The organism is Bradyrhizobium sp. dw_411 (assembly GCF_018449695.1).
Classification (GTDB): domain Bacteria; phylum Pseudomonadota; class Alphaproteobacteria; order Rhizobiales; family Xanthobacteraceae; genus Bradyrhizobium.
The window spans coordinates 120,090-143,061 of record NZ_JAAVUY010000014.1 but is presented as its reverse complement, the minus strand read 5'-3'; the positions used below and the strand labels follow the sequence as shown (position 1 = coordinate 143,061).

General features: G+C 61.3%; 21 protein-coding genes. 8 read left to right on the top strand and 13 right to left on the bottom strand.

Translation table 11 applies throughout. From position 1 onward, the window contains the following. Positions 1-15: 15 nt before the first annotated feature. The 6 genes from HB676_RS23380 to HB676_RS23355 all read right to left on the bottom strand — a co-directional run bounded on the left by HB676_RS23380 (position 16) and on the right by HB676_RS23355 (position 5,514). A complete protein-coding gene (locus HB676_RS23380) occupies positions 16-327 on the bottom strand; it encodes a hypothetical protein (protein WP_213740770.1) in 312 nt (103 codons plus the stop codon). Positions 328-688: 361 nt separating this feature from the next. After that, a complete protein-coding gene (locus HB676_RS23375; protein WP_213740768.1) occupies positions 689-2,116 on the bottom strand; it encodes a homospermidine synthase in 1,428 nt (475 codons plus the stop codon). Between the two features lie 61 nt (positions 2,117-2,177). After that, complete coding sequence (locus HB676_RS23370) at positions 2,178-2,567, bottom strand: RidA family protein (protein ID WP_213740766.1); 390 nt, start codon at positions 2,565-2,567, stop codon at positions 2,178-2,180. 143 nt (positions 2,568-2,710) lie between these two features. Then, positions 2,711-3,310 (bottom strand): N-acetyltransferase, encoded by a 600-nt coding sequence (locus HB676_RS23365; RefSeq protein ID WP_213740764.1) that lies wholly within the window; start codon positions 3,308-3,310, stop codon positions 2,711-2,713. Positions 3,311-3,430: 120 nt separating this feature from the next. After that, a complete protein-coding gene (locus HB676_RS23360) occupies positions 3,431-4,573 on the bottom strand; it encodes a type III PLP-dependent enzyme (protein ID WP_213740762.1) in 1,143 nt (380 codons plus the stop codon). Positions 4,574-5,253: 680 nt separating this feature from the next. Then, the gene (locus HB676_RS23355) at positions 5,254-5,514 is read right to left on the bottom strand and encodes a hypothetical protein (RefSeq protein WP_213740760.1); all 261 of its coding nucleotides are present in this window, start codon (positions 5,512-5,514) and stop codon (positions 5,254-5,256) included. A gap of 129 nt (positions 5,515-5,643) precedes the next feature. Between HB676_RS23355 and HB676_RS23350 the strand changes: the two genes are divergently transcribed. Continuing rightward, the gene (locus tag HB676_RS23350) at positions 5,644-7,734 is read left to right on the top strand and encodes a M3 family metallopeptidase (protein WP_213740758.1); all 2,091 of its coding nucleotides are present in this window, start codon (positions 5,644-5,646) and stop codon (positions 7,732-7,734) included. Between the two features lie 13 nt (positions 7,735-7,747). Beyond that, the gene (locus tag HB676_RS23345) at positions 7,748-8,380 is read left to right on the top strand and encodes a DUF1007 family protein (RefSeq protein WP_249780431.1); all 633 of its coding nucleotides are present in this window, start codon (positions 7,748-7,750) and stop codon (positions 8,378-8,380) included. Positions 8,381-8,439: 59 nt separating this feature from the next. Here HB676_RS23345 and HB676_RS23340 read toward each other — a convergent pair whose 3' ends face one another. The 3 genes from HB676_RS23340 to HB676_RS23330 form a co-directional block, all read right to left on the bottom strand. Further along, positions 8,440-8,913, bottom strand: a complete 474-nt coding sequence (locus tag HB676_RS23340; protein ID WP_213740754.1) for a hypothetical protein — start codon at positions 8,911-8,913, stop codon at positions 8,440-8,442. A gap of 386 nt (positions 8,914-9,299) precedes the next feature. Further along, positions 9,300-10,253: an AraC family transcriptional regulator gene (locus tag HB676_RS23335; protein WP_213740752.1), complete on the bottom strand. Its 954-nt coding sequence runs from the start codon at positions 10,251-10,253 to the stop codon at positions 9,300-9,302. Positions 10,254-10,337: 84 nt separating this feature from the next. Next, entirely contained in the window at positions 10,338-11,330 is a 993-nt protein-coding gene (locus HB676_RS23330) for a GlxA family transcriptional regulator (RefSeq protein WP_213740887.1), read from the bottom strand. Positions 11,331-11,395: 65 nt separating this feature from the next. Between HB676_RS23330 and HB676_RS23325 the strand changes: the two genes are divergently transcribed. Further along, positions 11,396-12,112 carry a DJ-1/PfpI family protein gene (locus tag HB676_RS23325; protein ID WP_213740743.1) on the top strand — a complete coding sequence of 239 codons (717 nt, stop codon included), beginning with the start codon at positions 11,396-11,398 and terminating at the stop codon, positions 12,110-12,112. A gap of 168 nt (positions 12,113-12,280) precedes the next feature. Then, positions 12,281-12,670, top strand: coding sequence for a nuclear transport factor 2 family protein (locus tag HB676_RS23320; RefSeq protein ID WP_213740741.1), 390 nt, complete (start codon positions 12,281-12,283; stop codon positions 12,668-12,670). A 9-nt stretch (positions 12,671-12,679) separates the two neighbouring features. Here HB676_RS23320 and HB676_RS23315 read toward each other — a convergent pair whose 3' ends face one another. The 3 genes from HB676_RS23315 to HB676_RS23305 form a co-directional block, all read right to left on the bottom strand. Beyond that, complete coding sequence (locus HB676_RS23315) at positions 12,680-13,801, bottom strand: DUF2336 domain-containing protein (protein WP_249780421.1); 1,122 nt, start codon at positions 13,799-13,801, stop codon at positions 12,680-12,682. A gap of 31 nt (positions 13,802-13,832) precedes the next feature. Then, positions 13,833-16,946, bottom strand: coding sequence for an EAL domain-containing protein (locus HB676_RS23310; RefSeq protein ID WP_213740739.1), 3,114 nt, complete (start codon positions 16,944-16,946; stop codon positions 13,833-13,835). Positions 16,947-17,341: 395 nt separating this feature from the next. Continuing rightward, the gene (locus HB676_RS23305) at positions 17,342-17,740 is read right to left on the bottom strand and encodes an MAPEG family protein (RefSeq protein WP_213740737.1); all 399 of its coding nucleotides are present in this window, start codon (positions 17,738-17,740) and stop codon (positions 17,342-17,344) included. A 124-nt stretch (positions 17,741-17,864) separates the two neighbouring features. Here HB676_RS23305 and hemH point away from each other — a divergent pair, with 124 nt between their 5' ends. The 4 genes from hemH (at position 17,865) to HB676_RS23285 (ending at position 21,632) form a co-directional block, all read left to right on the top strand. Then, a complete protein-coding gene (hemH, locus tag HB676_RS23300) occupies positions 17,865-18,902 on the top strand; it encodes a ferrochelatase (RefSeq protein ID WP_213740735.1) in 1,038 nt (345 codons plus the stop codon). Further along, positions 18,899-19,936, top strand: coding sequence for an ABC transporter substrate-binding protein (locus tag HB676_RS23295; RefSeq protein WP_213740733.1), 1,038 nt, complete (start codon positions 18,899-18,901; stop codon positions 19,934-19,936). Before hemH ends, HB676_RS23295 begins: the two co-directional genes overlap by 4 nt. Before the next feature lie 218 nt (positions 19,937-20,154). Then, positions 20,155-21,165: an SPFH domain-containing protein gene (locus HB676_RS23290; protein ID WP_213740731.1), complete on the top strand. Its 1,011-nt coding sequence runs from the start codon at positions 20,155-20,157 to the stop codon at positions 21,163-21,165. Between the two features lie 20 nt (positions 21,166-21,185). Then, the gene (locus HB676_RS23285; RefSeq protein WP_213740729.1) at positions 21,186-21,632 is read left to right on the top strand and encodes an NfeD family protein; all 447 of its coding nucleotides are present in this window, start codon (positions 21,186-21,188) and stop codon (positions 21,630-21,632) included. A 139-nt stretch (positions 21,633-21,771) separates the two neighbouring features. Here the strand turns inward: HB676_RS23285 and HB676_RS23280 are convergent, their stop codons facing one another. Continuing rightward, positions 21,772-22,785, bottom strand: coding sequence for a KpsF/GutQ family sugar-phosphate isomerase (locus tag HB676_RS23280; RefSeq protein WP_213740727.1), 1,014 nt, complete (start codon positions 22,783-22,785; stop codon positions 21,772-21,774). Positions 22,786-22,972: the final 187 nt, after the last annotated feature.

The window sequence follows — 22,972 nt, the reverse complement described above, 5'->3', positions numbered from 1 at the left end:
ACGTTTGGCTAACCATCAGAATTGGACTTGCTTGACCGGCCAAGCGGGATTGTTCTTCTGCGGAACATGAACGAAGCCGAGACAGTTTACGCCAGCATCCCCGGTGGCTCTAATCTCATTGCGTGGTTCGGTCAGGTACCAGATTTTCATAATGCGGAAATCGTGAGTTTTGGCTTGCGCCGCCGAGCCCCGAGCATGCTGGTCATTCATGCCTGGAATATCACGAGCGAGATAGATGATCGCGGCCGCTTCGTCCTCGATAAGCATGCCGTCATTACCTTTGCCCTCGAAGATATCATCGACCTTCAACTGAGTGGCTTCAGCCATCAGAATGTTATCCTGGGCCTGCTACTTCGGCGCGCGCCGGAGCGCCCCGAACGGACTCCCTTTTATGGGCTCGACCCGTCAGCCAAAGATTACGAGTTTGAGCTGGAGCCCTGTTTCGGTCTGAACGGGCTCATCCGGTGTCGAAGGGTGCTGGTCGACTTTGTGGCGGGTAAGCCTGACGATACGCGCGGCTGGTTGATGGCTACGCGCAGAGTCGGGGAGTGATGCGGGAAGGGTACCGTCATTCCGGGGCGCGCGTGAGCGCGAACCCGGAATCTCGATATAAGGGAAAAGATCGCAAACGATCTCTAGATTCCGGGTTCGATGCTCCGCATCGCCCCGGAATGACGTGGCATGGTCCTCACCGCACCAGCACATTCCGAAATTGCCACGGATCCGACGTATCGATGTCTTCCGGGAACAATCCGGGCCGGTCGGAGAGCGGCGTCCAGTCGGTGTAATAGCCTTTGACCGGGCCGAGATACGGCGTCTGGATTTCGAGGCAGCGGCGGAAATCCAGCTCGTCGGCTTCGACGATTCCGGCGGTGGGATTTTCCAGCGCCCATACCATGCCGGCCAGCACTGCCGACGACACCTGCATGCCGGTGGCGTTCTGATAGGGCGCGATCTTGCGGGTTTCCTCGATCGAGAGCTGCGAGCCGTACCAATAGGCGTTCTTGCCGTGGCCATAGATCAAGACGCCGAGTTCGTCGATGCCGTCCTCGATCTCGTTTTCATCCAAAATGTGCCATTTCGGCTGCATCTTGCCGGTCGCGCCGAACATTTCGTGCAGCGACAGCACCGCGTCGTTGGCGGGGTGATAGGCATAGTGGCAGGTCGGGCGGTAGATCACCTTCTGGCCGTCGCGCACCGTGAAATAATCGGCGATCGAAATCGACTCATTGTGAGTGACCAGGAAACCGTATTGCGCACCCGGGGTCGGGCACCAGGAGCGCACGCGGGTGTTGGCGCCAGGTTGCAGCAGATAGATCGCAGCACCGCAGCCCTCGGTATGGGCGCGGCCGTTGTCCGGCATCCATGTTTCGTGGGTGCCCCAGCCCAGTTCGGCCGGCTGCATGCCCTCGGACACGAAGCCCTCGACCGACCAGGTGTTGACGAACACGTTCATCGGCTTCGGCTTCTTGGATCGCTGGGTGTCGCGCTCGGCGATATGGATGCCCTTGACGCCGAGCTTGTGGGCGAGCTGGCCCCAGCCTTCTCGGCTCTTCGGCTCGTTGTAGGGGGTGTTGGTGTCGCGCGCGATGTCGAGCAGCGCCTGCTTGACGAACCAGGACACCATGCCGGGATTGGCGCCGCAGGTAGAGACCGCGGTCGGACCGCCCGGGCTCCTGTGCTTGGCCGCCAAAAGCGTCTCGCGCAGCGCGTAGTTCGAGCGCTTTTCGGGACCGATGTTCTTATCAAAGTAGAAGCCGAGCCACGGCTCCACGACGGTGTCGATGTAAAGCGCGCCGATCTCGCGGCACATCGTCATGATGTCGACCGAGGAGGTGTCCACCGACAGGTTGACGCAAAAGCCCTGGCCGCCGCCGGCGGTCAACAGCGGCACCAGCACTTCGTGATAATTGTCCTTGGTGACGGCCTGCTTGATGAAGCGTACGCCGTGCTCTTTCGCGATCTCGCCGTCCTCGTGCGGATCGATGATGACGAAGCGCGATTTGTCGTATTCGAAATGCCGTTCGATCAAAGGCAGCGTGCCTTTGCCGATCGAGCCGAAGCCGATCATGACAATGGGGCCGGTAATCTTGGCGTGAACGGGATGATCGGACATGGATTAAGTCTCCGGAATTTAAGGATGCGCCGAGGGTGCGCAGGGATCAGGGTAAGGGGGATCAGGCGGAATTTCGTTTGGCGGTCACTTCGATCTCGATCTTCATCTCGGGCTTCAGGAGTGCCGCGACCACGAGAAGGGTTGCCGCCGGCCTGATATCGCCAAGCTTTTCACCGCAGACCGCAAATACCGCATCGGCATCCCCGGCCGACGTGACGTAATAGGTCGCGCGGACGATGTCCGCCATGGCAAAACCGCCATCTTTCAGCGTGGCTTCGATGGTCTTGAAGCAGTTTCGTGTCTGGCTCGTGACATCCGCCGGCAGCGTCATGGTGGCGTAATCATAGCCGGTGGTGCCGGCCACGAAGGCGAAATCGCCGTCGACGACGGCGCGGCTGTAGCCGGCGGTCTTCTCGAACGGCGATCCGGTGGAAATGAGACGGCGTGTCATCGGGGCCTCGATCTACAGCATGATCCGGAAAAGTGGGAACCGGTTTTCCGAAAAGATCATGCTCAAATAAGAATTTTCCGCGGTTCCGTGGGCCTTCTTAAAGGCCGGCGCGGGTTCTGGCTATCGCAGGACGAAGGAGCGTTTCAGGCGGCGCGCGGAACCAGCCGTGTCTTCTTCGCACGGGCGGTTCCGGTCTTTGGCAGCAAAGCCCCATCGGCAACGATCATGCCCGAGGCGCCGTCGAGCGCGCCATCGCGCAGTTCGAGGCCGAGCAGCCGCTCGCGCTCGAACGGGCCGGGCAGCGACAATTCGCCGGTCTTGCGGCTGGAGAAGCCGAAGCGGGCGTAATAAGGCGCGTCGCCGAGCAGGATCACGGCGCCATGGCCGAGCGCCTTGGCGGCGGCCAGCGCGTGATTCATCAAGGCCGCGCCGACGCCGAGCTGGCGGCATGACGAATCGACCGCCAGCGGGCCGAGCACCAGCGCCGGGACGCCCCCGGCGCTGACGTGCCACAACCGCACGGTTCCGACCAGGTTGCCTTTGCGCACGACCGAGAGGGCAAGGCCTTCGGCGGGCGCGCGTCCATCGCGCAGGCGCTGGCAGGTGCGCATATGGCGGTTTACGCCAAAGCAGGCATCCAGCAGCGCTTCACGCGCAACGACGTCCGAGGCACGTTCCGCACGGATCACGAACGGAGCGGCGACGGAGATAAGGGCAACGGGGGTCTTCCGCAAAGCAGTCATGGCACGTCAGTCCTCACTCCAACGGCAGTGAAGCCGCGGAGCGTTGTCAGCAAATATGCATATGAAGGAGATGGGAGCCGGCAAACCGGCTCCCGGTTATCAAAGCCTCAAGCGAGGTCTTTAGATGTGGTAGGTCCGCAGCGGCGGGAAGCCGTTGAATGCCACCGACGAGTAGGTCGACGTATACGCGCCGGTGCCTTCGATCAGCAGCTTGTCGCCGATCTCGAGCGTCACCGGGAGCGGGTACGGCATCTTCTCGTACATCACGTCGGCGGAATCGCAAGTCGGGCCTGCGAGCACGCACGGCGTCATGTCCGCACCGTCATGCGGAGTGCGGATGGCGTAGCGGATCGACTCGTCCATCGTCTCGGCGAGACCGCCGAACTTGCCGATGTCCAGGTACACCCAGCGCACCTCGTCCTCGTCGCTCTTCTTGGAGATCAGAACGACTTCGGTTTCGATGACGCCCGCATTGCCGACCATGCCGCGTCCCGGTTCGATGATGGTTTCCGGGATCTGGTTGCCGAAATGCTTGCGCAGCGCGCGGAAGATCGACCGGCCGTACTGCACGACCGGAGGAACGTCCTTGAGGTACTTGGTCGGGAATCCGCCGCCCATGTTGACCATGGACAGGTTGATGCCCCGCTCGGCACAGTCGCGAAACACCGTCGAAGCCATCGCCAGCGCGCGGTCCCACGCCTTCACCTTGCGCTGCTGAGAGCCGACATGGAACGAGATTCCATAGGGCTCCAAGCCAAGGCGCTTGGCGAGGTCGAGCACTTCGACCGCCATCTCCGGATCGCAGCCGAACTTGCGCGACAGCGGCCATTCGGCGCCAGCGCAATCATAGAGAATGCGGCAGAACACCTTGGCGCCGGGCGCGGCACGGGAGATCTTTTCGACTTCGGCGCTGCAATCGACCGAGAACAGGCGAATCCCGAGCTCGAAGGCGCGTGCGATATCGCGCTCCTTCTTGATCGTGTTGCCATAGGACACGCGATCGGGAGACGCACCGGCGGCCAGCGCCATCTGGATTTCGACGACTGACGCGCAATCGAAGCACGAGCCCATCGAGGCCAGCAGCGACAGCACTTCCGGCGCCGGGTTTGCCTTCACCGCATAGAACACGCGGCTGTCGGGCAAAGCCTTCGAGAAGGTCTGATAATTGTCGCGCACGACTTCGAGGTCGACGACGAGGCACGGCTCGACGTCCTGGCCTTCGTTGCGGCGGTTGCGCAGGAATTCCTGAATACGTTCAGTCATAGTAGCACCCTCCAAACGGTCCCAGCGACGGGGACACGTTCAAAAATGATCTCGGATCAGAGCGCTCCGGCCCGTGTGCGCGATGGAGGCGCAACGAGCCAAAAAACTCAGACCGAACTGTGCTGCCGTGGATTGGTTGGGAAGGATCCCGCCCGCACACCTGGCAATGAAGGACAAGCCTCTTCGGTATTCGCGCCGGCTGGTGGAAAGCCGGCAGAGACCAAAAAAGCCCGATCCGTCGTTGCTTTAAGTCGCGTCCCCCGTTGAGAACGAGGTGCGCCGGTTCGCCTCCGGCTGCCAGTCACGGTTGCAAGGAGCGAAGAGACCTTCAACGGCATCTCTTGAGAGAGATGCTGGACTCTCAAATCGAACGTGACTTGAGCGACCCTCGGTTCTTCATCCCCTTGGCGGCTGTCCGGCCTCTTGTCCGGATACCTACCGACTGACACACGACCACAGGCACGTGCGAAATTGGGCAAGAGTGCAAATAGGGGTTTTGACTCGGCTTCGCAACAATTTTTTTAGGTTACGGGCAAATTTCCCTAACACCACGTTTCAGCGTCGCGCACGGAGCCCGCCAACGACGTCGCGAGCGGTGTGAAAGTGAACAGACGTTAAGTTTGTTTAACGAGGTGTGAGCATCTAAGGCCTGCGGCGCAGGGCTTTGTCGCGCGCGTGGCTCAGGCGCGGCGCGTGAACGGCTCGACGCGTTGGGCCGCGCGGATGAACGCGATCATGATGAAGACGCCAAGCGCAAACAGGATGGCCTGCAGAACATGCGCGCCCGTGTCGTCGAGACCGAACAGGATCGCGAGCGCCCAGCCGCCGGCGAAGGCTGCGCCGAACACTTCGGCGCCGATCAGAATCGCCGCACTGAGCACGGTCACCACGCTCGGCCAGACGATCTGGCGGGCACCGGTCGGGGAGGGCTGCAAGCTCATGTTTTCTGTCCTGTTGACGGGGCGCAATCTCTCCGAAAAGCCCCCCGCTATCAAGCGCAAAAGGCCCAAAAAAGCCCGATCGCGTGATATAGCGTCGTTCCATCATCCAGCACGCCAACGGGAATTGCCATGTCAGAAACCTCGGAAACAGCGGCCGTTTCGCCATCCCAGCCCAACCCGCTGCTGAAGGCCTGGCAGACGCCGTTCGAGACGCCGCCTTTTGCGGAGATCGCGCCCGAACACTTCCTGCCGGCCTTCGAGCAGGCCTTTGCCGACCATTCGGCCGAGATCGCCGCGATCACCCATGACCCGGCGACGCCCGATTTCGCCAACACGATCACCGCGCTGGAGCGCTCGGGCAAGCTGCTCTCCAAGGTCTCGGCGGTGTTCTACGACCTGGTGTCGGCGAACTCGAATCCGGCGCTGCTGGAGATCGACAAGGAAGTGTCGCTGCGGATGGCGCGGCACTGGAACCCGATCATGATGAACGCCGTGCTGTTCGGCCGGATCGCGCTGTTGCACGACAACCGCGCCACGCTGAGCCTGACCTCCGAGCAAGCGCGGCTGCTGGACCGTACTTATACCCGCTTCCACCGCGCCGGCGCGGGGCTCGACGAAGCCGCAAAGACGCGGATGGCCGAGATCAACGAACGGCTCGCTCATCTCGGCACGGCGTTCAGCCATCATCTGCTCGGCGACGAGCAGGAATGGTTCCTGGAGCTCGGCGAGGCTGATCTCGACGGCCTCTCGGAAAGCTTCATCGCAGCCGCCAAGGCGGCGGCCGAGGAGCGGGGCATGCCCGGCAAGACCGTGATGACGCTGTCGCGGTCGTTTGTGGATCCGTTCCTGCGCACCGCCGGCCGCCGCGACCTGCGCGAGAAGGTCTTCAAGGCCTTCGTCGCCCGCGGCGACAATGGCAACGCCAACGACAACAACGAGATCATCGTCGAGATTTTGAGCCTGCGCGAGGAGAGCGCGAAGCTCCTGGGCTTCCCGACCTTCGCGGCCTACCGGCTTGAGGATTCCATGGCCAAGACGCCTGAGGCGGTACGCGGGCTCCTGGAGCGGGTCTGGAAGCCGGCGCGGGCCCGGGCGCTCGCCGATCGCGACGATTTGCAGGCGCTGGTGGCGGAAGAAGGCGGCAATTTCGCGCTGGCGCCGTGGGACTGGCGGTACTACGCCGAAAAACTGCGGCAGGTCCGGGCCAATTTCGACGACGCCGCGATCAAGCCCTATCTCTCGCTCGATCACATGATCGAGGCTGCGTTCGACTGCGCGACCCGCTTGTTCGGCGTTACGTTCAGCGAGCGCAAGGATATCCCGGTCTGGCATCCGGACGTCCGGGTCTGGGAAGTCAAGGACAGCGCGGGCAAGCACCAGGCGCTGTTCTATGGCGACTACTTCGCCCGTCCCTCGAAGCGCTCCGGCGCCTGGATGACCTCGCTGCGCGACCAGCAGAAGCTCGACGGTGATATCGCGCCGCTGGTCCTGAATATCTGCAATTTCACCAAGGGGGCGGACGGCCAGCCTTCATTGTTGTCGCCGGACGACGCCCGCACGCTCTTTCACGAATTCGGCCACGGCTTGCACGGGATGCTGTCCAACGTGACCTATCCCTCGCTGTCCGGCACCAGCGTGTTCACTGATTTCGTCGAACTGCCCTCGCAGTTGTACGAGCACTGGCAGGAGCAGCCGCAGGTGCTGCGGCAGTTCGCCCGGCATTATCAGACCGGTGAGCCGTTGCCGGACGATCTGCTGAAGCGTTTTCTCAACGCGCGCAAATTCAACCAGGGTTTTGCCACGGTTGAATTCGTTGCTTCCGGGCTGATCGATCTCGAATTCCATACTCAGCCGGCGGCCGCCAGCCGCGACGTGCGAGCGTTTGAGAAAGCCGAACTGGAAAAAATCGGAATGCCGGCGGAAATCTCGCTGCGGCACCGGCCGCAGCATTTCGGCCATATCTTCTCCGGCGATCATTATGCTTCGGGCTATTACAGCTACATGTGGTCCGAGGTGATGGACGCCGATGCGTTCGGCGCCTTTGAAGAGGCCGGCAACATCTTCGATCCGGCGGTCGCCAAGCGGCTGCATGACGACATCTATTCGTCGGGCGGCTCGCGCGATCCGGAAGATGCCTATGTCGCCTTCCGCGGCCGCGAGCCGGAGCCCGACGCGCTGCTGCGCCGCCGCGGCTTGCTCGAGACCCCGGAAGCGGCCTGAGATGGCTTTGGCGATGCGCCTGTTCTGGAGTTTGCTGCTGCTGGCCAGCGTGCTAGCAGGCACGAACGCAGCGCAGGCGCATCCGCATGTCTGGATCACCGCCAAGAGCGAACTGATCTACGCGCCCGATGGGTCGATCACCGGCGTACGGCACGCCTGGACTTTCGACGACATGTTCTCGACCTATGCGCTGCAGGGGCTCGATACCAAGGTGAAGGGCGTCTACAGCCACGAAGAACTGGCGCCGCTGGCGCAGACCAATGTCGAATCGCTGAAGGAATTCGGCTTCTTCAGTTTTGCCAAAGCGGACGGCAAGAAGGAAAAATTCGAGGAGCCGGTCGACTACTTCCTGGAATACAATGACAGCCTGCTGACGCTGCACTTCACGCTGCCGCTCAAGACGCCGGTGAAGGCCAAGGCGCTGACGCTGGACGTGTTCGATCCGGAATTCTTCATCGACTTCAAATTCGCCGACACCGATCCGGTCAGACTGGTCGGCGCCCCCGGCGCCTGCCAGATGAAATTCCAGCGGCCGAATGACGGCACGGCCAACGCCAAAACGCTCGGCGAACAGGGGTTCGCGGACGGCGGCAATGCGAATTACGGCGCGATGTTCGCCAACAAGATTTTGGTGGATTGCCCGTAGGGCTCGGGACGCGAGGCCACGCACGGCTGGGACAAGGCCGTGCGAGTTCCCGCATCTGGTCAGGCGTGGACGGCCTCGCGTTGCAGGCCATCTTTTCTCATGAATTTGCGTTCGCCCGGATCGTGCTTGATCGAAATCGAGACGTTGGTGGTGAGCTCGCCATATTGCGAAAGAGCCTTGATCACGCCCGAGTTCAGCCATGCCTGCAGCGCGTCGTTGCTCGGCCAATGTGTGATCAACAGATAGCGCGCCGGCGCTAGCGCCGGAAACTCCTGCAGCGGGCCCACAAATTGATAGGGCTGTTTTTCAAAAACGCCGGTCAGGGTCTCGAACGGGAGCACACCAAATTTCTGCACCGAGGGGCCGACGATCCCGTCCATGATCTTGTCGACTTCGCCGGCTTCGATCGGCGTTTGCCGCGTGATCGCGATCTCGCAAAACAGCGGCCCGGTCATTGGCTCGCCGGCCTCCGGCAGCCGCCATTTGCGGATATAGATCGACGAGAACCATCTGGCATGAGCCGCATCCTGCATTGGCCTGTGCTTTGAATCGGACTGCCATTGGTCCATTAAGCCAGGAGATTCCCACTTCCCGCAAAAATAAAGCCAATGGGACCGCTGTATAGGGCCCCCAATGACGGAAATGAATCCGGGCGCGGCGGCCGCGATCGGTCCCATCCGCTGCTGATGGCGCCAAAACTCTTCCTGAATTTCCTTGCCTTCGTGAAGGGTAAAGCAGGCCTCCATCGTGGTCAGGGTTTGAGGCAGGTGTTGTTGAGAAGACATCGTTGTCGTCCTTCCTGTTGGCGGCCTCCGCATGGAGGAATGGAAGGACGATAGGTTCAGCGAATAAGCGCGCTATCCGCTAACCGCCGGACTATCCACTTTTCGAACGATTAAAACCCGGCAGGTTTACGCAATCAGCCGCGGCTTGTTGTCTTGCTACGTCGCAGCGTGTGACTTGGAGCTTCGTTGAACATCGACTGATAATACTGGCTAAAGCGTGCCAGATGCAGGAAACCGAAGCTAACGGCCACCGAAGTGACCGTCGTGGTTTCCGTCGGGTCAAGCAGCGCCTGCCGCGCAGCCTCAAGGCGGAATTGGCGATGCACCTGCGTGGGCGTCATATTGCGAGCCTCGCGGAATCCAATCTCAAGACTTCTCAGGCTAACGCGAAGTTCGCTGGCGATTTCGCCGATCGAGATGTCCGGCCCCGCCGATTTCATCAAGCGCTCGGCTTCACGGACGACGCGCGGATCGGTCGACGCCGTTTCGTTCCTCAACAGCTCCGAATAATTGTGCGGATGAGATTCGAGGATCAAGGCGGCCATGAACTCCTCAAGCCGTCGCAGCGCCGTCGACGACGGAAACAACTCGGCCGACTGGACGAATTGCATGGTTTGAACCGCCTGCTGCCACGCCAGTTCGAGCGGCTGGCTAAAGGGCGTCAGCTCAAACCGGATCGGCTGATCGATCGGCCGGTTCAAGAGCCGGGAACAAAAGTCCTCGACAAAGGCCTTGTCGAGGCGGATCGAGTTCTGCCAGAAGCGCCGGTCGAACATCAACTGGCTTGGCAGGTTCGGTGACAGCGGGAGCGTTTTGCCTTTCTGCCAATGGACGGAATGCCTGCCTTGCGAGGCCTTCGCCGAACCGTCCACGCAGGTCATGAACAGCAGCAGGTTTTCGAACCGGCCGGCGTCGATTTTCACCGGCGCCGAATAGCGCAGGCTGACGATCTGCTGACGCGAACCGGGATGTGCTTCGAGTACCGCGTCAATTCCGCGGTTGCTTTCGAGCACCTTGACGTCGTGCGGACAGTATACGCCGCTGACCGCCGCAATCGCTTCCCGCAAATCCGAGGTGACCACGCGCATGCTGCTCTCGCCTGCAGACAATTCGCTTCGGGACCGAAATCGAGCCGCAATCTAGTACAATCAGCCCGGTTTAAGAAGCGCTAGTTAAGCACTGAACCGGCTGCGATAGTCTTGCGGCGTGGTCGCCAGCAGGCGCAGGAAGCTGCGGCGCATGGTTTCTTCCGAGCCGAAGCCGCAGCGCTGCGAGATGCGTTTCACCGGCAGTCGTGATTCCGACAACAGCCGCCGCGCGGCTTCGATGCGCAGCCGCTCTACCGCATGGACCGGGGTCAGCCCGGTGGCCTCGGCATAGCGGCGGCTGAAGCTTCGCTCGCTCATCCCGGCCTGGCGTGCCAGCGCAGGCAGCGAGATATCGTCGGCGAGATGTTTGGCGATCCAGTCATGCAGCGCGCCGAATTTATCCTCGGCCGCCTGCAGCGACAAAGCCGTGCTGAACTGCGCCTGCCCGCCGGGACGCTTGAGGAAGACCACCAGGTAGCGCGCGACGGCGAGCGCAATGGTGCGTCCCAGATCCTCTTCCACGAAGGCCAGTGCCAGATCGATACCTGCCGTCACGCCGGCCGAGGTCCAGACCGAACCATCGCGCACGAAAATCGGATCGGCCTCGACGCGCACTTTGGGGAATCGCCGGGCCAGTTCCGCGCAGCACGACCAATGGGTCGCCGCGCGCCGTCCGTCCAGTACGCCTGACGCCGCCAGCAGGAACGCGCCGGTGCAAACCGAGGCGACGCGCCTTGCTTTGCCGGCCCGCTCGCCGATCCATTTGACCAGTTCCGGGTCTGCCGCCGCCGCATCGACGCCGGGGCCGCCGGCGATCAACAGCGTGTCCAAGGCCGTACCGCGGCGTGGCAGGGGACCGGCGGTAATCCCAAGGCCGGCCGAGGCCGTGACGCTTTGCCCTCCTTTCGCGATCACCCGAAGCACGTAAGGTGGCATGCCTCCGGCCTGCGCAACGTGATCGTTGGCGGTGGCGAAGACCTGGAGCGGTCCGGTGACGTCGAGCAATTGCACGGCCGGATAGGCCAGCACCTCGATGACACGAATCTGGTTTGGCGGAGAACGAGGGGTCTTTGGCATTTCCGCCAGAGCATGCCCGGATAGGTTTTGTCTGTCCATCGCTTTTACTCACACCGGAGATCCCCATGGTCCCGCATGACACCCACCTGCAAATCGGCTCGCTGTTATTCGAGGGCATCGACCAGATCGACCTGACAGGACCATTTGAAGTTCTGTCGCGGATTCCCAACTCGACCTATCGCATCTATGGCAAGACCACCGAGCCTGTGCGCGATCTCAAGGGATTGCGGCTGACGCCGGATGCGGTGCTGGCCGATGCGCCGCCACTTGATGTTTTGCATGTACCTGGCGGTTTCGGCCAGGAAGCCTTGATGGAAGACGTCGAAGTCCTCGACTGGATTCGAAAGCAGGCCGGGGGCGCCCACAGCGTCTTCTCGGTATGCACCGGTGCGCTCCTGTTCGGCGCGGCGGGTCTGCTGCGGGGCAGGCGCGCGACAACGCATTGGGCGTCGTTTCACCTGCTGCCGTTCTTCGGCGCCATTCCCGTCAACGAACGGGTTGTGATCGACGGGGACTGGGTGTTCGCCGCCGGCGTCACCGCGGGAATCGACGGCGCCTTGCGCCTGGCGTCGATCCTGCGCGGCGACGAGGTGGCGCAGTCCATTCAGCTCTATATGGCCTATGCGCCGGAACCGCCCTTCAACAGCGGCACGCCGGAAACCGCGCCAGCCGCGGTGCTTGCGCAGACGCGGCAGTCGGCCGCCGCGATCACGGCGCGGCGGGAAGCGACCGCGCGGCGCGTCGCGGCCAAGCTCGGCATCGAAGTTCCCGCCGCCGGCTAAGGTTGGCGGGAAGCGAGGGCTCTTTGGCACTTCCGCCAAGATGCGCGCGCCTACATTGCTTCAGGGAAGCGCGGATGAGCCGAAAACAAGCCGGCCCCGCGGCCTGTGTCGCGTCGCGTATTCCCGCCGCCAGAGTGCACTGGCAGCAACAAATCTCAGGAGAACATCATGACGACGAGAACTTTCACCAAAATGGCGGCGCCGCAATGGTTGCTCGATATGTGGAAAGAGATCGACGAGAAGACCTTCGGCAAGGGCTTTGACTGCTTTGCCGAGAATGCGGTGTGCAACCTCGGCGTTGCCGACTGGCATGGCCGGGAGACGATCCGCAATAATCTGCGCGCCTTTATCGATACCGGATTCACTGCCTATCACGAGGTGGTCGAATTCTGGGATAGCCCGCAGCTCAAGATCTTCCACGGCAAGGTCGGTATGACATTCGATGATCCCGCCGTCACGCCCAAGAGGCCGTCGATGGTGCACTTCTTCTACATGGACGAAGCCGACCCATCCAGGGTCAGCCGCTGGGTCGGCGCGGTAGGGCCCGTCGGGTTTTAAGGGATGACGTCACACCTTCGATCCGTTTGCCTTCTCTCTCATGCGATAAAACTGAAGCGCGGTTTGTGCGGTCTTTGGTTGAAGCCGGGAGAAGCTGATGAAGCAGTGATCGAGTTGCTGCCGGGAGCTGCCGTTCGCGCCGGCATTTAACAGCAGGAGGGACTCGGTTGTCGCCCAGGAAATGTCGATCGCCCTTGCGAGGACGAGAATTTGTTCGGTCTGGTTCTGGACGAACGCGCGTTCCACCAGCCCGATCGGAAGGTCGCACATCAGGGATAGCGACGCGACCACTCTGTCGAAGCTCCCGTCACCGGTGAATGCGAGCAATTGTGCTTCGTCCAGTTTCCCGGCTTCGTGAAGGGCGCTCACATAAGAAAGGGCTCGCGCGAAATCGTGTGAGCCTGCGCGCGACTTGGCCTGTATCTCATCCGTGGCCCTGGCGACCATGGATTTGATCAGCTCGGCCTTTCGGGGATCCGCCTCCATCAGCTGGCTCTTTACGGCCTCCGATGCGTCCATGAACAATTTGAGCAGGTCCTGACGTGGAATGTCAGGGCGCGACCAGACGCACCGGGCAAGGTCTCCGTCGTCGCGCGCTTTCCTGACCAGGGTGGAGATGCCGAAATCCGAGAACCGCGCGCCGCTGTTCTTTGCGGTGCTGGAAACAACGAGTTCATTGCCTCGCTCCACCAAGACGTCCGTCACCGCTTCGACCAGCACCTTGCGGCCGGATATCGCCAGCAAATGACCCTGGCTTTGTGTTTTGGCATTCTCAACCAGCGCATCCTGGTCAAGCCGTTCACAGTGCCGGAGAATTGGTCCGGCAACCTCAACTGCTCTATCTGACGCGAGGACGCGAACGACGTTGCGTGGAGCGTCCAAAAGCCTGGCAATGCGGCTTCCGAACCGGGCGCGGGCGGCACGTTCAATGTTTTCGAGCAACTTGCCCATGACGTTGTCGAACAGCTCGACCTGATCTTCGGAAAAATTGCCTGATCCGAGCACGAACAGATCAGTCACCTTTCGCAGGATATCGGCGCGCCGCGACACGTCCTTGCTGGCCAACACGTCCTCGAGCTGGTCGATCAGATTGCTTTGCAAATTGGATTGCAGATTGATTTGCAGGTTCATTTTCAATACCCGAACAGCGGCGTTGTGGCGGCTATGCCACCATCTCATTGGGCAGGGTTGCAGGGTTCAGGTCGAGTTGAGAGAGCGGAACGGGCCGGCCGAACAGATAGCCTTGCGCAAGATCGACTCCGGCCTCGTGCATGTATTTCAATTGCTCGCCGGTCTCGATCCCCTCGACCGTCGTTATCATGCCGAGCCCGTGGGCAAGGGCGAGCACCGAGGACACCACCGCGGCGCAATCGCGGCGCGTGAGCGCGCCCTGGGTGAAGCTTTTGTCGATCTTGATCTTGTCGAACGGAAAACTGGTCAGGTAGGTCACAGAGGAATATCCGGTGCCGAAATCATCGAGCGCGATGGTTATTCCGAGATTCTTGAGCTGGCGAATGGTCGCCAGATGCGTTTCCTGGTTTTCAAGAAGCGAGGTTTCGGTGATTTCCAGCTCAAGCCGCTCCGGCGCAAGGCCGGTCTCGACCAGGGTGCACAAGATGACGTCGAAAAGATTTCCCCGCTTGAATTGAACTGCCGAGATATTGACGGCCAGCTTGATGTGCGCGGGCCACGGCGCCGCATCCGCGCAAGCCCGCTGCAGAACCCAGTCGCCGAGCGGCACGATCAGGCCGGTTGATTCCGCGAGCGGAATAAACTGGTCCGGCGCAATCAGGCCCTTGACCGGGTGACGCCACCGGACCAGCGCCTCAACGCCGCAGAGCCGTCGCGTTTTGACATCCACTACGGGCTGATAGTGCAGCTCGAATTCTTCCCGCGCGATGGCGTTTCGCAGTTCGCCTTCGGCCGACTGCTGCGTATGGGCCACCTCCAGCATGGTCGGGTGATAGAGGCGGAAATCATTTCTGCCATTGGCTTTGGCATCGTAGAGCGCAAGATCGGCGCTCTTCAGGAGTTCTTCGGGCTCAACGCCGTTTTCCGGCGCCAGCGCAATCCCGATGCTGGTGCCGATGCTGGCCTCATGGCCGTTCAGATCGAACGGCTGGGCGATGGCATTTATGATTCGCAGCGCGAGCGTGATCGCGCCTTCGTGCTGATCGGCGCTGCTCTCCTGGATGATGGCGAATTCGTCGCCGCCGAGGCGCGCCAGTACGTCGGTTTCCCGCACAGTGGACTGCAGGCGCCGCCCGACTTCGATCAACAGTCGATCGCCGGCTGGATGGCCGAGCGTATCGTTGACGGCCTTGAATTTATCGAGGTCAAGCATCATGACCGTGACGGTGCTGTCGTTCTGCTTCAGGCGCTTGCTCGCTTCCTCCAGCTTGGCGTTGAACTCGGCGCGATTGGCAAGTCCCGTCAGAACGTCGTGACGGGCGAGGTGAACGATCTCGGCCTCCGCGCGCCGCCGCTCGGTGATGTCCTCGAAAATGGCGAGCCAGCCGCCCCCTTCCATCGGCTGGCGCGTCAGGAGCACAAACCGTCCGTCGGCCAGTTCATCGATCCTGGTGCAATCGGATGAAAGCGCGGTCATCTCGGCAACTCTGGTCTTGACGGCGGATGCGCTGGTTTCACCCTTCAGCACGCCACGGGAGATGCGATCGATGATGATGTCTTCATAGGGCGTTCCGACTTTCAGCAAGTGCGGCGGTACCTGGTACAATTCCGCAAAACGATCGTTCCAGACGACAAGCTGCCTCTGACCGTCGAACATGCACAGCCCTTGCATCATATTGCTCAGGGCGGCGTTAAATCGCATGTTGGTCCGCGCCAGTTCGGCGGCTTGCTGAAACATCGCTTCCTCGTGCTGGACGCGGCCGGTGATGTCTTCATGCATCGCCACCCATCCGCCGCCCGTTATCGCGGTGCTCGTCAGGGAGACGGTTTTCCCGTTGTTGAGCCGGGATGTAGACATACTCCTGCCGGTATCCTTCAGCGTCTGCTCAAGTTCACCGACATAAGTCTCGACGTCGAGATCGAGTTGGCCGGCCTGACGGCGATGTTCGACGATCGATCGGACGCTGGCGCCCGACCTGACAACATCAGGCGACAGGCCGTAAAGCTCGAGGTATTTTTCATTCCAGACCATCAGTCTGCTGTCGGCATCGAACATGGTGAGGCCGTTCGACATGTTGGTCACTGCGGCGTCGAAGCGGGCGTTTGTCTCACTCAGCTTGAGCGAATTCGCAGCGAGAGTTCGCGTTGCGCGCCAGACGAATCCTCCCATCAGCATGATGAAAATGGCGATCGCGATCGCTTGTGTCATTTGCCGTATGGCGCTTTGCCGCCAGGGCGCCATCAGCTCTTCCACATCCTGGGCGACGGTCACGACAATGGGATACACATGCCCCTGTTCGTAACTGTTGAGGCGCCGGATGCCGTCGATCGATGCCGTGATCTCGGCGCTTCCAACGGACGCTTTTTTCAATTGCGCAAACAAGCCGCTGTGCGTCATGTCGCGGCCGATATTCGCCTCGACAAACGGCCGCCGTACCAGCAGAGTCTTGTTCATCGATGATGCGAGCAGAACCGCGCCGTTTTTCCCGAGTTCAAGCCGGTCGTAGAAATCCTGAAAATATTTCGGATTGATTGCGGCAACGGCGACGCCGCCAAAGCTGCCGTCGGCGCGATTGACGCGCCGCGTCGCCGGAATGATCCAGCCCTCGGTGCGACGGCCCCGAAAGGGGGTTCCGATGTGAAGTTCACGGTCGTCATGGGTACGGTGATAGATGAAAAATTCACGGTCGGAGAATTGGCCGGGATCGGTCTCGCCGTGAGCATTGACGGTCATGGCGCCTTCGGCGTCGATGATCGCAAAACTGATAAACTGGGACGAGTGCTGGATTTCCTGTGTGAACCAGGCCCTCAGCCGCTCGCGCGCCACGGAATCGAGAGGCTCATGCTCGAGCCTTTCCACGACACCGATCAAAACGGCATCGGCGGTTCGAAAGGTAAGCTCGGCATGCTGGATCAGCGAGCTGGTAAGATTGGCCGTGTCCTTGCGGCTGTCAGCCAGGATATCCGAACGCTGGCTGATGATGTGAGAAGCCGCCAATCCGATCAGCACCGCGCAGGCAATGGCGATGAATCCCGCGATTCCCCATGTCGCGAGGATGCGGGTTGAGCCGTGTTCGACCCGTTCGTTTTTCACCGGTATGTCCGGACTGACCATGATCGCGGAGGTCCTGCGAGTGGGGCTCATTGCCGCTCTCAGGCTAGTTTTCAAGCGTTAAAGAATTAGGCGCGCGCTTTCAGGGCGCGAGTTCCACGAAGCGCGTTTCGCTGGTTGTTCCGTAGAATTACGGGAACGGTTGCGCGTTGTGCGCGAGCATTGGCCAAAAATACACCCAATTTAAGTTGCGCGTGCTTTTCAGGGCGAAGTCATGGTTAGGAAGGGATGAGCGTAATGTTTAGAGATGTTCAATTCACTGCGCTGGAGTCGCGGGAATCCTAGGGTGGGCAAAGCCACCGGGTCGCGCGAATGCGCGCCCGATGACAGGCTCCGCGTGCCCACCATTTCGGGAGCGACCATTTGAGAATGGTGGGCACGGTGCGCCGCGCCTTTGCCCACTACTATGATGCGACTTCGATCACGCTCTATCCCGGCCAAAACTGCCGAAGCATCGGTAGAAAGAAGATCGCGATGTTGATCGCGAAGCCGATGTTCCACAGGATCGATCGCAGCCGGGGGCGATCGCCGAGATAGGTGAAGACATAGGCGATCCGCACGATCAGAAACAGCACGGAGAGTTCATTGATCAGGTTCTGCGGCGCCGCCCGGAATTCCGCCAGCAGCACCGCGACGGCGAAGAATGGAAAGGCCTCGATGCCGTTCTGATGCGCGCCCAGTGCGCGGGCGCGTAGCGGATCGTCATAAAATGCGGGATCGCGCGGTCTTGAATTATCGTAGCGGCGGAATCCGATCCATTTGATCGGGACGATGGTCAGCAAATAAAGCACCAGTGTTCCGAAAACGCAGTATTCGGCGACGGTCATGGTTTCCCTCGACGCGCGGTCTTATTGTTGGGGCGTGACCTCAATGTCCCGCCCGGATGGGTGACAGTAGCGAAACACCCATTATCTTGACAAGGTTGGTCCAACGCGCGAAGCCAAAGCCATCATGACAAATGTCGTTTCCATCGAAAACGCAAGGGTCGCCGCCGAGGCGAAACCGGAGCGAGTCGGCGTCCTCCTGGTCAATCTCGGCACCCCCGATACCGCCGATACCAGGGGGGTTCGGGTTTACCTGAAGGAGTTCCTGTCCGATCCCCGGGTGATCGAAAATCAGGGGCTGTTGTGGAAGTTGGCGCTCAACGGCGTCATCCTGAACACCCGTCCCCGCCGCAAGGCGCGCGACTACCTGAAAATCTGGAATACTGAGAAGAACGAATCCCCGCTCAAGACCATCACGCGCGCGCAGTCCGAAAAGCTGGCCGTCTCCATCTCGGATCATGACCACGTCGTGGTCGATTGGGCGATGCGCTACGGCAATCCGTCGATCCGCTCACGGATCGATGCCCTGATGGCGCAGGGCTGCGACCGTCTGCTGGTGGTGCCGCTCTACCCGCAATATTCGGCTGCGACCTCCGCGACCGTGTGTGACGAGGTGTTTCGCGTACTCAGTGAAAAGCGCGCGCAGCCGACGCTGCGGGTGACGCCGCCTTATTACGAGGACCCCAGCTATATCGAGGCGCTGGCGGTCTCGATCGACGCGCATATCAAAAGCCTGCCGTTTGTGCCGGAACTGATCGTGGCTTCGTTCCACGGCATGCCGCAGAAATATATCGACCAGGGCGATCCCTATCAGGCGCAATGTGTCGCGACCACGGACGCATTACGCAAGCAGATGGGTCTCGACGCCGCAAAGCTGATACTGACCTTTCAGTCGCGCTTCGGCTTCGACGAATGGCTGCAGCCCTACACCGACAAGACCATCGCTCAACTGGCGAAAGATGGCGTGCGGCGTATCGCTGTCGTCACGCCGGGCTTCTCCGCCGATTGCCTGGAAACGCTGGAAGAGATCGCGCAGGAAAATGCCGAGATCTTCACGCATAATGGCGGCGAGCAATTCGCCGCGATCCCCTGTCTGAACGACAGCGACCCCGGCATGGATGTGATCCGCCAATTGGTTCTGCGCGAGCTTCAGGGCTGGATATGACCGCGGCGCCGCTGAAATCGGGATCGGTCCTGCGGCGGCGTGAGTTTTTCGGCCTTACGGTTGGGGCCACCTTGAGCGCGACCTTGCCGGTTGGATCGCGGGCGCAGCAGCAGCCGCGCGCGGGCGTGCGGCGGCTCGGTACGCTGACCGTCACCGCGCCCCATGATCCCGTCTCGACGGGACGAGCCGCGGTCCTGAAGCAAAGCCTGGCGGCGCTCGACTGGCAGGAAGGCGCCAATCTGCGCATCGACTGGCGCGACGGCAATGGCGACATTGCGCTGATCGAACGCTCCGCAGACGAACTCATCGCGTCCGCGCCGGACGTTCTGTTGGCGGTAGGCACACCATGCGTCGCGGCCTTGCGGCGGCGAACCAATACCATCCCGATCGTGTTTGCAGTCGTTACCGATCCGATCGACCAGGGTCTTATCTCAGGTCTCGCGCACCCCGGCGGCAATGTCACGGGGTTTACCGATTATGACGGCCCGATGGCCGGCAAGTGGCTCGAGATGCTGACGCAGATCACGCCATCGGCCGCGCATGTCGCCGTGCTCTACAATCCCTCGACCGCGCCGTTCGCCGAGATCATGATGCGCACCCTGCACGCAGCGGCTCCGACGCTGGCCGTGAACATTCGGGCGGTCCCGTTGCGTGACGCCGCCGGGATTGCGCCAACGGTCGCAGCGCTATCGGCGGAAAAGAACACGGCGCTTTTGGTTTTGTCCGACTTCTTCACGATGACCAACCGTGCGTCGATCCTGGCCTCCGCGGCACAAGCGGGTCTGCCGGCGATCTACTGGAATCGCGCCTTCGTCGCCGATGGCGGGCTGATGTCCTACGGCACCGACAACAGCGATATCATCCGCCGTGCGGCAGGTTACATCGATCGTATTCTAAAGGGTGAAAAGCCGGGCGATCTTCCCGTGCAGAACCCGACCAAATTCGAACTCGCGATCAATCTCAAAACCGCCAGGACACTCGGTGTGACGTTCTCGCCGGCACTGCTGGCGACCGCCGACGAGGTCATCGAATAATATTCATCCAAGTGCGTAGGGAGCGTTTTCCTCAGGCCGGCGAGCCACTTGCAGTGTTGGTTCAAGAGCCGTCTGGCGGCCGTAAAACCAGTACATAGCTAGTGATAACAAGAAACGGCCGGCTGAACCGGCGCTACGGCTCCGCCGACAAATAAGGTGCCCGTAGCTTCTGATCGGGAATTGGTGCGAGGCGCTGTTCGTCTCGCCTTGGAGGATTTATGACCGGCTTTGATATTTTCGCAATTGCACTGGTTCTGCTGATTATTTTCACGCTGTTTGCCGGCATCAAGACGGTACCGCAGGGCTTTGCCTGGACCGTCGAGCGGTTCGGCAAATTCACCCGCACGCTGGCGCCGGGGCTGAACATCATCATCCCCTATTTCGATCGCATCGGCCGCAAGATGAACATGATGGAGCAGGTGATCAGCATTCCCGAACAGGAAGTGATTACCAAGGATAACGCCACCGTGACGGCGGACGGCGTCGCGTTCTTTCAGGTGTTCGATGCCGCCAAGGCGAGCTACGAGGTTTCCAATCTCGAACAGGCGATCATCGTGCTGACGATGACCAATATCCGCTCGGTGATGGGCGCGATGGATCTCGATCAGGTGCTGTCGCATCGCGACGAGATCAATGAGCGATTGCTGCGCGTGGTCGATGCCGCTGTCTCGCCATGGGGCCTCAAGGTCAACCGCATCGAGATCAAGGACATCGTGCCGCCCGCCGATCTGGTGGAGGCGATGGGACGCCAGATGAAGGCCGAGCGCGTCAAACGCGCCGACATTCTGCAGGCCGAAGGCCAGCGCCAATCGGAAATTCTGCGTGCGGAAGGCGCCAAGCAAGGCCAGATCCTGCAGGCTGAGGGCCGCCGCGAAGCCGCGTTCCGCGACGCCGAAGCGCGCGAGCGTTCCGCTGAAGCCGAGGCCAAGGCGACGCAGATGGTTTCCGAAGCGATCGCCAAGGGTGACGTCGCGGCGCTGAATTATTTTATCGCCGACAAATACATCAAGGCGTTCGGGCAACTGGCGGATTCGCCGAACCAGAAGATCATCATGCTGCCGATCGAAGCGGTGAGCATTCTGGGATCGCTGGCCGGTATCGGCGAGATCGCGAAAGCCACCTTTGGCGAGAGCGCCGCCTCCGCCCAGGCCGCCGCCCGCCGCGCGCCGGTGCCGCCCGCCCGGCCGACTGGACCCGTTCCGCCCGTGCCGCCGCCGGCGCAAGGGTGATCCGGGAATAGGGGACACTTATGAGCGAGATGTTTTCGACATTAGGCACCTGGAACTGGCTGATCTTCGGCGTCGTTCTGATGGCGCTGGAACTGCTGGCGCCAGGGATTTTCCTGTTCTGGTTCGGGCTTGCGGCGCTGCTGGTCGGGCTGGTGTCGTTCGCGTTCGATCCGTCCTGGCAATCGCAGATCCTGATGTTCGCGGTTTTCGCGGCGGCGGCCGTGCCGCTTTGGCGTCGCGTCGCGCGCCACAACAACGCCGTCAGCAAAAGCAATCCGTTTCTCAACAAACGCGCCGATGCGCTGATCGGCCGGGTGTTCACGCTGGAGAAGCCGATCATCGACGGTTCCGGCACGGTGCGGATCGACGATACGATCTGGCGCGTCGCCGGTCCTGATGCGCCGGCCGGCAGCCGGGTCAAGATCGTGCAGGCCGATGGCGCGAGCCTGACGGTGGCCGCGGCTTAACGTTGGAGTTTGAAGAACGCGGCGAAATTTGAAACCTGGTCGTCATTCCGGGATGGTCCGAAGGACCAGACCCGGAATCTCGAGATTCCGGGCTCGATGCTTCGCATCGCCCCGGAATGACAGCGAGTAAATCCACGCTCTAAACCACGCCCGCGCGCAGGATGTCGTGCAGATGGACGATGCCGACCGGCTTGCCGGCGTCGGTTACGATCAAAGCGGTGATCTTCGACGAATTGAGAATTTCCAGCGCTTCGCTGGCGAGCAGGTCGCGGCTGATCGTCTTCGGATTCTTGGTCATGACGTCGTCGACGAAGGCCGTCATCAGGTCCGGCCGCATGTGACGGCGCAAATCGCCATCGGTAACGATGCCCACGATCTTTCCGCTGATATCGACGATGCCGACGCAGCCAAAACCTTTCGAGGACATCTCGACCAGCGCATCGGACATCCTTGTGCCCTGCGGCTTCAGCGGCACCGTGTCGCCGCTATGCATGAGGTCGCGGGTATATTTCAGCATCGCGCCGAGCTTGCCGCCCGGATGCAGCACGCTGAAATCGACCGAGGTAAAGCCGCGGCTCTCCAACAGCGCGATCGCCAGCGCATCGCCCAGCGCCAGCAGCATTAGCGAGGAGGTGGTGGGCGCGAGGTTATGCGGACAGGCCTCGCGCGCCTTCGGCAGCGTCAGCGCGACATCCGCCGCCTGGCTCAGCGTGGACTCGCCATCGGCGGTCATCGCGATCAGCGGGATACGAAAGCGCTTGGCATAGGTGATGAGCGTCTTCATCTCCGGCTGCTCTCCCGACCAGGACAGCGCCATGATGACGTCATCGGCGGTGATCATGCCGAGATCGCCATGCCCGGCTTCGGCGGCATGCACGAAAAACGCCGGCGTCCCAGTAGAGGCGAAGGTGGCGGCGACCTTGCGGCCGATATGGCCGGATTTGCCCAGGCCCGTCACGATCAGCCGCCCCTTGGCATTGCGAATGAGATCGACCGCGGCGGCGAACGAAGTGCCGAGATCGGATTTGAGCGCGGCCGAGATCGCGGCCACGCCGCCGCTCTCGGCATCGAGCGTGCGCAGGGCCGACTGGACGGCTTCGTTCGCGTGATCGGTCACGGATGATTTTGCCATCAGCGGTTTCGATTTGGCCATGTCTGCTTCCAGGGAGGGGGCGTCGTTTCTTGCCCGGGGCTCTCCTTAGCATGGCCAAACCGGCGAGGCGACGAGGGGTCCGGTTCTCAACGGCTCATTAACCATAATTGTTTTAACTCCGTTAACGACGTTTTCCACGGGGCTCGTTCGCCGCGCTGGAACCCGACGTACAAGTATATGAATTCGT